Raw genomic sequence first — 7,032 nt, 5'->3', positions numbered from 1 at the left:
TTACGGATATGGGTTGATTTACATTCTGGGCATTGCATAAATTATTCCTCCTATTCATACTCTAACTCAGCAACGCCAGAGTTCAAAGCTAAAGGGAAAACAACTCAATACTCAGCAATAGATGAGGCGATTAGAACTGCTCAATTCGTCCGCAACAAATGTATCCGTTTTTGGATGGATAATCGCGGCGTAGGGCAAAAAGAGCTGTATCGCTACAACACCAAGCTGAGAGCTGAGTTTCCCTTTGTAAATACTTTGAACTCTCACGCTTGCCAAGTTGCTATTGAATGGGCATATTCCTCAATTGCTCGATTCTACGAAAATTGCAGGAAGTCTATTCCCGGAAAGAAGGGATATCCAAAATTTAAGAAGAATTGCCGCTCGGTAGAGTACAAAACTTCTGGCTGGAAGCTTTCCCCCGATAGACGCTCAATCAATTTCATTGATAAGAAGGGCATTGGTAAACTTAAACTTAAAGGGACGTGGGACTTACACTTCTACCAACTAGACCAAATAAAGCGGGTTAGGCTAGTGCGTCGTGCCGATGGCTACTACGTTCAGTTCTTGGTGAAAATCGAAACTGGAAAACTAGACATTGAGCCGACAGGTAGAATTGTTGGATTAGATGTAGGAATCAAGGAGTTCTACAGCGATAGCAATGGTCATACTGAGCCTAACCCTAAATTTTATCGAGCAGGCGAGAAGCGTCTAAAGTTTCGACAAAGACGTGTTTCTCGTAAAAGAAAAGGCTCTGCCAATCGTAAACGAGCCATTAATAGACTAGGACGAGTACACCTCAAAATAAGTAGGCAACGTGAAGAATATGCCAAGAGACTGGCACGTTGTGTAATCCAATCTAGCGATTTGGTCGCCTAGGTCGACTTGAGGATTAAGAACTTAGTCAAGAACCATTGTCTTGCCAAGTCTATTAATGATGCGGGTTGGTATCAGTTCAGGAAATGGTTAGAGTATTTCGGGGTTAAGTTTGGCAAGATAACCGTAGCGGTCAATCCTGCCTACACCTCTGAGGAATGCTCTAATTGCGGCACGTTAATCAAAAAATCCCTCTCTATGAGAACCCACACTTGCCAATGCGGCTTCGTCTTAGACCGGGATTGGAATGCTGCTATTAATATCCTGAAATTAGCCTTGAGTACGGTAGGGCATACCGGAACTTGGGTCATAGATCCGAACGCTTCGGGAGATTCGACCTCTACCTTGGTTGGAGTAATCCTGCTAGGGCAAGTTGGGTCTATGAACGAAGAATCCTCGCGCCTTTAGGCCGAGGAGTGTCAATCAACTGAAAACCGCTATATCGGCGATTTAGAAATTTTGACCTTCAGTGGTTGGAGCTATCGAACCCGGTTGGTTGAGGAACAGGTTTTTAGCGCCGTCGTTTTGGTAGATACAGTTAATTTCGGGTTGAGCTTCCAGGGGGCCGGTGAAGCCAAAGGTGTTCATGCGATTTTTGCAATCGCGCACTTGGTCTTGGCTGATGAGTTTTCTTTGTTCGAGAATTGCCCAGTTATTGGTTCGCAAAACGCATCCGGGGCGCATACTAGGCTGCGAGATGTAGACGTTGAAGGGATTGAGGGTGACGTAGAGGCGCATATCTGTCACCATCGCGCTTGCTCCAAACTGCACGCAAAGTTCTGGGTTCGGGGCGCTGCGATCGATAAATTCGCGGGATGCTACGTTCTCTGGGCTAATTGTAGCTGTGGAGCTAAAGGCAATGCCAATGCCAATTCCCAGAATAAAGACGGCTGTTAAAATTCCTAGGGTGGCCGAATTGAGGAAAGAGGGTTTACCGGACTGAGGTTGACGCCGCGACTGTCCGCCAAAGGAGCCGGGGTAGTCGGAGTCTTCATCTCCTCGGGATGGGTCGCCGCTGAATCTGTCGTTGTAGGATTTAGGTTTGCGTTTCATATAAGGTTCCGTCAGTTCTGGAGACTCAACAGGTAGTAGTTTGTTATTTTTAACCGATCGCGCCTTTCTAATATTATGGCGCTAGGAAGGTGGTTGCCCAGGGTCCAGGACACCCCCTGTGGGTTTGGTGTTGGGTTCACAGCTCGCGATCGACCAAGGGGCTGCCTTGTCTGAATTTTCAGATTTCAATAAAATAGCTGAAAGTGAGATAGTCTTGCACAGCGGAGGAATCCGGCTCAAGATTGTTGACAAATTTTAACATTTTACAAGTCAGGAGGTATAGATTAGTGTCTGTCGAAATTATTCAAAAGCCTTCCACAGTCCGCAAGCTTGCACCACGCTACCGCGTTCTGCTGCACAATGATGATTTCAATCCTATGGAGTACGTGGTGCAGACTTTGATGGCGACGGTACCGAGTCTGACTCAGCCACAGGCGGTAAATGTGATGATGGAAGCCCATACTAACGGGATGGGATTGGTGATTGTTTGCGCTCTGGAACACGCTGAGTTTTACGCTGAAACGCTCAATAATCACGGATTGAGCAGCAGCATCGAACCTGACGATTAGAACCTGACGGTACTGCAACGGGTTCGCCCAGCCGGTTTCAGATTTATACCGTCAACCCTCATACATACCAAAAAGCCAAGGGTTCGGCCCTTGGCTTTTTGGTATATTTAATGCGGTAGATATGGAAACTTGAAGAGCATAGGTTTTTCGGAAAGGCCGGAAGTGGTTCGGAGCTAGGTGAGCTCTCGCGCCAATTTCAACTCTTCAATCTCAAATCTTTATCAGAGGAAATTAATAACGTCCTCCGCCGCCGCCCCCTCCGCGAGCAAATTTTCCAGGGCCACCGCCGCCCCGGTTGCCACCACCCCTGCCTTCATCTTCGCGGGGCTTGGCTTTGTTAACTTTGAGGTCGCGACCCATCCACTCTGCTCCGTCGAGAGCAGCAATCGCTGCATCTTCTTCTGCATCTGTGGACATTTCTACAAAACCGAAGCCGCGGGGGCGACTGGTTTCTCTGTCGGTAGGTAGATGTACCCGCTTAACAGTTCCGTATTCGGCGAAGACGGTGGTGATGTCTTCTTGGGTAACTTGGTAGGATAAGTTACCGACGTATATCGACATGAGGAATAACTCCAAAATTTAGACAGTGCGAAGATTTCAGTTTCGGAGAGTCCCCTGCCGATACAGAAGGGCAAGTTTTTAGACAATTCTGTAGCAATGAACAAAGCCTGCAACTGAATCTGATTCACACTTGGTACTTTAACATAGAATAGAGTCTTTTGAATAGGTTTCAGGAGTTAATTAAGTCGTTCTAATTAAAGGTAAAACTTTTAGGGTATTCAAAAACCTGGTCGATCGGTGTGATGTTTTGCCTGCAGTGGAAGCAAAGAAAGTTATGCCCCCCGCTCTCACCGCAGGAAAGATACATCCACCTTGCCAAAGTTGGTACTCAAAGCTAGGTTCACGTTTTCCAGGGCTTTAACTAACCACACCACGCCTTCTCGGGTACTGCATTCGTAGTGACCGAACAAAATTGCCAGTCGCTTTTCTAGGTAGGGCTTGACTTTGCCGCAAATTAGTACGATTTTCAGCAGCAAACCTGTGGTTTGGGTGGGACCGAGGTTTGAGATCAGGTCGATGAAGACAAAGTGGTTGGGCCGAACAGGACTCTCTACTACTAAAAAGTTCAATAACTGGCTGCAAGTTCTGATCATTAAAAATTCGTTAAACTTCTGATCGTCGCTGTGGGGCAGGGTATTTTGTAGTTGCTTATACAATTTTTCGTTAAAGAGACGTTTGCCGTAGCGATCGTCGGTGACAGAAGAAATCAGGTATTCGTACAAGTCGTCTTTAAATGAGCCGTAGGACTGATTTGTGCTGGCGTTCGCCGTGAAACGGCCCGCTAGCTGTCTGTAGGTATCGGCTCCCTCTACTTTTCCGACAAAGTGCTTGAGGGCAAAGAATAGTTCCGGGTCTGTCAACAGCGTCGGGTTTTTTATAGGCTGTATACTTCTTTGGAAGACAATTGAGGTTTCCCGGCGCGCTGTTTGGGCTTTTCTCACTTGGTGAGCCACGTATTGCGAGAGGTTGACCTCAAATTGCTGCTGCTTTTGAGCTTGGATTTTTTTAATGATTTTCTGCTGTTCGTAGGTGCTGTCGTCGCTGAGGAGGCAGTGTTTGTAGAGGTAAGGGTAACGGGGAATTAAGGTTCCGAGGGGAAGGGTAGCTGGGGTTTTGCTGTTGCTGCTATCTTCATTGTTGTGAGTTATGACTTTGGCTAAACGCTGGAGGGTGAGGTACTGTTCGCTTTCGGTAAATTGATTTACTAATTGGGGGATGGAGCCTCGCCCCCGCGATCGATGGTATCCAAATAATATTTTGGGCGCTTCTTCAAACAGGGCGATCAATTCAGGGATGGCTGCTTGCTTGCTGGGGTAGGTTTGCCAGCGGTTGATCAGGATGTGGCAGCAGCGGTTGAGGATGTACTTGAATTCTTGTTCGGCGTGTTCTGAGGCTGCTATTTTTTCGAGTGCTTCGGCGACGGAGCGATCGGGATATCCGGTACCGTGGATAAACAAAGTGCGAAAGCGGCTGATGAGTTCGGCCGGCTGCTCTCTTTGTACCAACTCCAGCCAGTGCTTGTAAAGTAGCTGTTCTTCTTCGTAACTCTGTCTGTTGTAGTCGTTCACTGTGGTTAACCCTCCGAGGCTGGGGCAGTAGCTTTCAGCCCTATTAGCTTGATAAATTGGCCGATGAAGCGCAACAATTGAGTCAACCGAGCTTCTCGCCGGATGAGGCTTATGGGTAGAAGCTGTCAGCAGCTTAAGCCGATCGATATTTTTTGCTTAGTTAAACTAATTACCAACACCAGCATGACATGAATTGTTGGTAATTCGCAAGCCTTAAATCACCATCTACTTTGTAAAGTATTGGTAAAGATTGTGGGTGGGTAGGGGAGAATTTCTTGGTGGGCGGACGATTTAGTATTAGGATTGTCAAGATATATCCAGGTTAGCAGCCCCCTGTCAGTTAATTTTCAGGTCAGGCAAGGTAGGATTAGCTGTGAAAATAATTATTTGAAATGTGAGTGCTGGTTATGGTTTGTCGCGTAAGTATCGCCCAACTTGCTGAAATTTTAACTGTACCTTTGCCTGCTGTGCCTGACGACGTTTTGACAGCTTTAGGGACAGGTATTGCCACAGATACGCGCACTCTTGAGGGGGGCGAGGTATTTTTGGCGCTGCGGGGAGACAATTTTGACGGCCATCAATTTGTGGCAAAAGCCAGGGATTTGGGGGCGATTGCGGCGATTGTCGATCGACATTGGCAAGAGGAATTGCCGAATTTTCCGCTGTTGCGCGTTGACGATACTTTAAAAGCTTATCAGTCGATCGCCCGCTGGTGGCGTGACCAATTCAGTATACCTATAGTTGCTGTTACTGGTTCTGTCGGTAAAACTACTGTTAAAGAGTTAATTGCAGCGGTTTTGTCAACGAGTGGAAATGTTCTTAAAACTCAATATAACTACAACAATGAAATTGGAGTACCAAAAACTCTGTTGGAGCTTTCACCCTTACACAATTATGCTGTAATTGAAATGGGTATGCGCGCCAGTGGTGAAATTGCGCTGCTGTCGCAAATTGCGCGACCTACTGTTGCGGTAATTACTAATGTAGGAACGGCACATATCGGGCGATTGGGTTCGGAAGATGCGATCGCCCAAGCTAAGTGCGAACTTTTAGCCGAAATGCCTGCTGATAGCATTGCTATTCTCAATCACGATTGTGACAGATTAATCGCAACTGCGACCGAAGTTTGGCAAGGAAAAACTTTAAGTTACGGTTTAGAAGGCGGGGATTTGTGCGGAGAATTGCTCACTAATGATACAATAATTATAGATACTATAAAGTTACCAGTACCGCTGCCGGGACGACACAATGCTCTAAATTATTTGGCGGCTTTGTCGGTAGGGAAAGTGTTAGGTATTGATTGGGAAGTTTTAAAGCAAGGTTTGTCTGTGCAGTTACCGGATGGACGGGCACGCCGTTACGATTTGCCGCAGGATATTGTGATTCTGGATGAGACTTACAATGCTGGTTTGGAGTCGATGTTGGCGGCCCTGAGACTGTTAGCAGATACTCCTGGAAAGCGCCGGATTGCGGTGTTGGGAACGATGAAGGAATTGGGCGACAGGGCGATCGAGTTTCACCGACAAGTGGGAACAGCGGCGCGAGAGTTGAATCTGGATGCTTTGTTTGTTTTTGCTGATTTTGAGGAAGCGGCGGCGATGGCTGCAGGTGCGGCGGGTTTGCCTTTTGTGGAGGTAGAAGATGTTGCGAGGGAGAATTCCCGCGAAGATTTAGCAAGGCATTTAATGGAGTTTGTCACAGCGGGCGATCGCATTTTATTTAAGGCCTCTCATTCGGTGGAGTTAAATCGAGTTGTGGAGAAGTTTAGGGCAGATTTTGCGGGGGAGTAATAGAAAAGAAATTTTGGGGATTTGAAATTATGCGATCGCTTCTAGTCGATCGCCGCCTCAAACTCACGTTTCGATCGTTGATGCGTAGGGTAAGATGCCCATCTGCACCTAAGTCCCGATGCCTCAATATTTTGATAGCCCTCTGGCCTCGATTTCGATATCGGGATCGAGCTCAATTATTGAAATTTTGGCATTTTCAACTACTGTATTGTTAGAGTCGATAGGGGCATTTCTACCCCTACCTCTGTCGGGTAAAGTTCGAGCGTCGCCGCTCTCCCCTCCCCTAAGAACCGTGCTTAAGACTTTCGCACTTACACGGCTCAAGCCTAACTTCTAGCCTTTTGAAACTGGTTTTTGGTTTTGAGAGTGTACCTGTTTGTGACAAGCTAGGTGGACGTGCTGAAGGTTGTACTCGTCGTCAGTACCACCTTTAGCAACAGGTACTATGTGGTGGGTTTCTATTTCCTCTCCATTTAACAATAACTCTCCGCAGATAGGACAAATCCAGTTTTGATTTTGAGCGACGGAATAGTATTTACCGCCCTTACTCCAGTATGATTTGCCTAGTCTTTGGTTTCGATTGAGCCAATATTCTTGTTGAAGAGGGTTGTCAGGTGA

The 7,032-nt window shown here is 46.8% G+C and carries 6 protein-coding genes and 1 pseudogene; 3 read left to right on the top strand and 4 right to left on the bottom strand.

Annotation, left to right across the window (positions count from 1 at the left end):
- The first annotated feature begins 36 nt into the window (after positions 1–36).
- Positions 37–1,281: pseudogene (locus QUB12_RS36140) on the top strand (RNA-guided endonuclease InsQ/TnpB family protein).
- Positions 1,282–1,323: 42 nt separating this feature from the next.
- Here QUB12_RS36140 and QUB12_RS36135 read toward each other — a convergent pair.
- Complete coding sequence (locus QUB12_RS36135; RefSeq protein ID WP_333142979.1) at positions 1,324–1,926, bottom strand: DUF3172 domain-containing protein; 603 nt, start codon at positions 1,924–1,926, stop codon at positions 1,324–1,326.
- 287 nt (positions 1,927–2,213) lie between these two features.
- Between QUB12_RS36135 and clpS the strand changes: the two genes are divergently transcribed.
- Positions 2,214–2,495: an ATP-dependent Clp protease adapter ClpS gene (clpS, locus tag QUB12_RS36130; RefSeq protein WP_015178019.1), complete on the top strand. Its 282-nt coding sequence runs from the start codon at positions 2,214–2,216 to the stop codon at positions 2,493–2,495.
- A 231-nt stretch (positions 2,496–2,726) separates the two neighbouring features.
- Here clpS and QUB12_RS36125 read toward each other — a convergent pair whose 3' ends face one another.
- On the bottom strand, positions 2,727–3,056 hold the full coding sequence (locus QUB12_RS36125) for an RNA-binding protein (RefSeq protein ID WP_333142978.1): 330 nt from the start codon (positions 3,054–3,056) through the stop codon (positions 2,727–2,729).
- Positions 3,057–3,343: 287 nt separating this feature from the next.
- Positions 3,344–4,624 (bottom strand): hypothetical protein, encoded by a 1,281-nt coding sequence (locus QUB12_RS36120; RefSeq protein WP_333310928.1) that lies wholly within the window; start codon positions 4,622–4,624, stop codon positions 3,344–3,346.
- Positions 4,625–5,031: 407 nt separating this feature from the next.
- Here QUB12_RS36120 and QUB12_RS36115 point away from each other — a divergent pair, with 407 nt between their 5' ends.
- Complete coding sequence (locus QUB12_RS36115) at positions 5,032–6,414, top strand: UDP-N-acetylmuramoyl-tripeptide--D-alanyl-D-alanine ligase (RefSeq protein ID WP_333310926.1); 1,383 nt, start codon at positions 5,032–5,034, stop codon at positions 6,412–6,414.
- Between the two features lie 333 nt (positions 6,415–6,747).
- Here the strand turns inward: QUB12_RS36115 and QUB12_RS36110 are convergent.
- Positions 6,748–7,032 (bottom strand): HNH endonuclease signature motif containing protein (locus QUB12_RS36110; RefSeq protein ID WP_333310925.1); only part of this gene is annotated, 285 nt, incomplete at its 5' end.

The sequence above is a fragment of the Microcoleus sp. B7-D4 genome (genome assembly GCF_036705125.1).
In the GTDB taxonomy this organism is placed as follows: domain Bacteria; phylum Cyanobacteriota; class Cyanobacteriia; order Cyanobacteriales; family Microcoleaceae; genus Microcoleus.
The sequence above is the reverse complement of the archived record's forward strand: the minus strand, read 5'-3'. Positions and strand labels throughout refer to the sequence as shown.

What these genes read in the sequence shown, in the direction of transcription:
- QUB12_RS36135 (WP_333142979.1), bottom strand. Translation starts at nt 1,926, where the DNA reads ATGAAACGCAAACCTAAATCCTACAACGACAGATTCAGCGGCGACCCA.
- QUB12_RS36125 (WP_333142978.1), bottom strand. Translation starts at nt 3,056, where the DNA reads ATGTCGATATACGTCGGTAACTTATCCTACCAAGTTACCCAAGAAGAC.
- QUB12_RS36115 (WP_333310926.1), top strand. Translation starts at nt 5,032, where the DNA reads ATGGTTTGTCGCGTAAGTATCGCCCAACTTGCTGAAATTTTAACTGTA.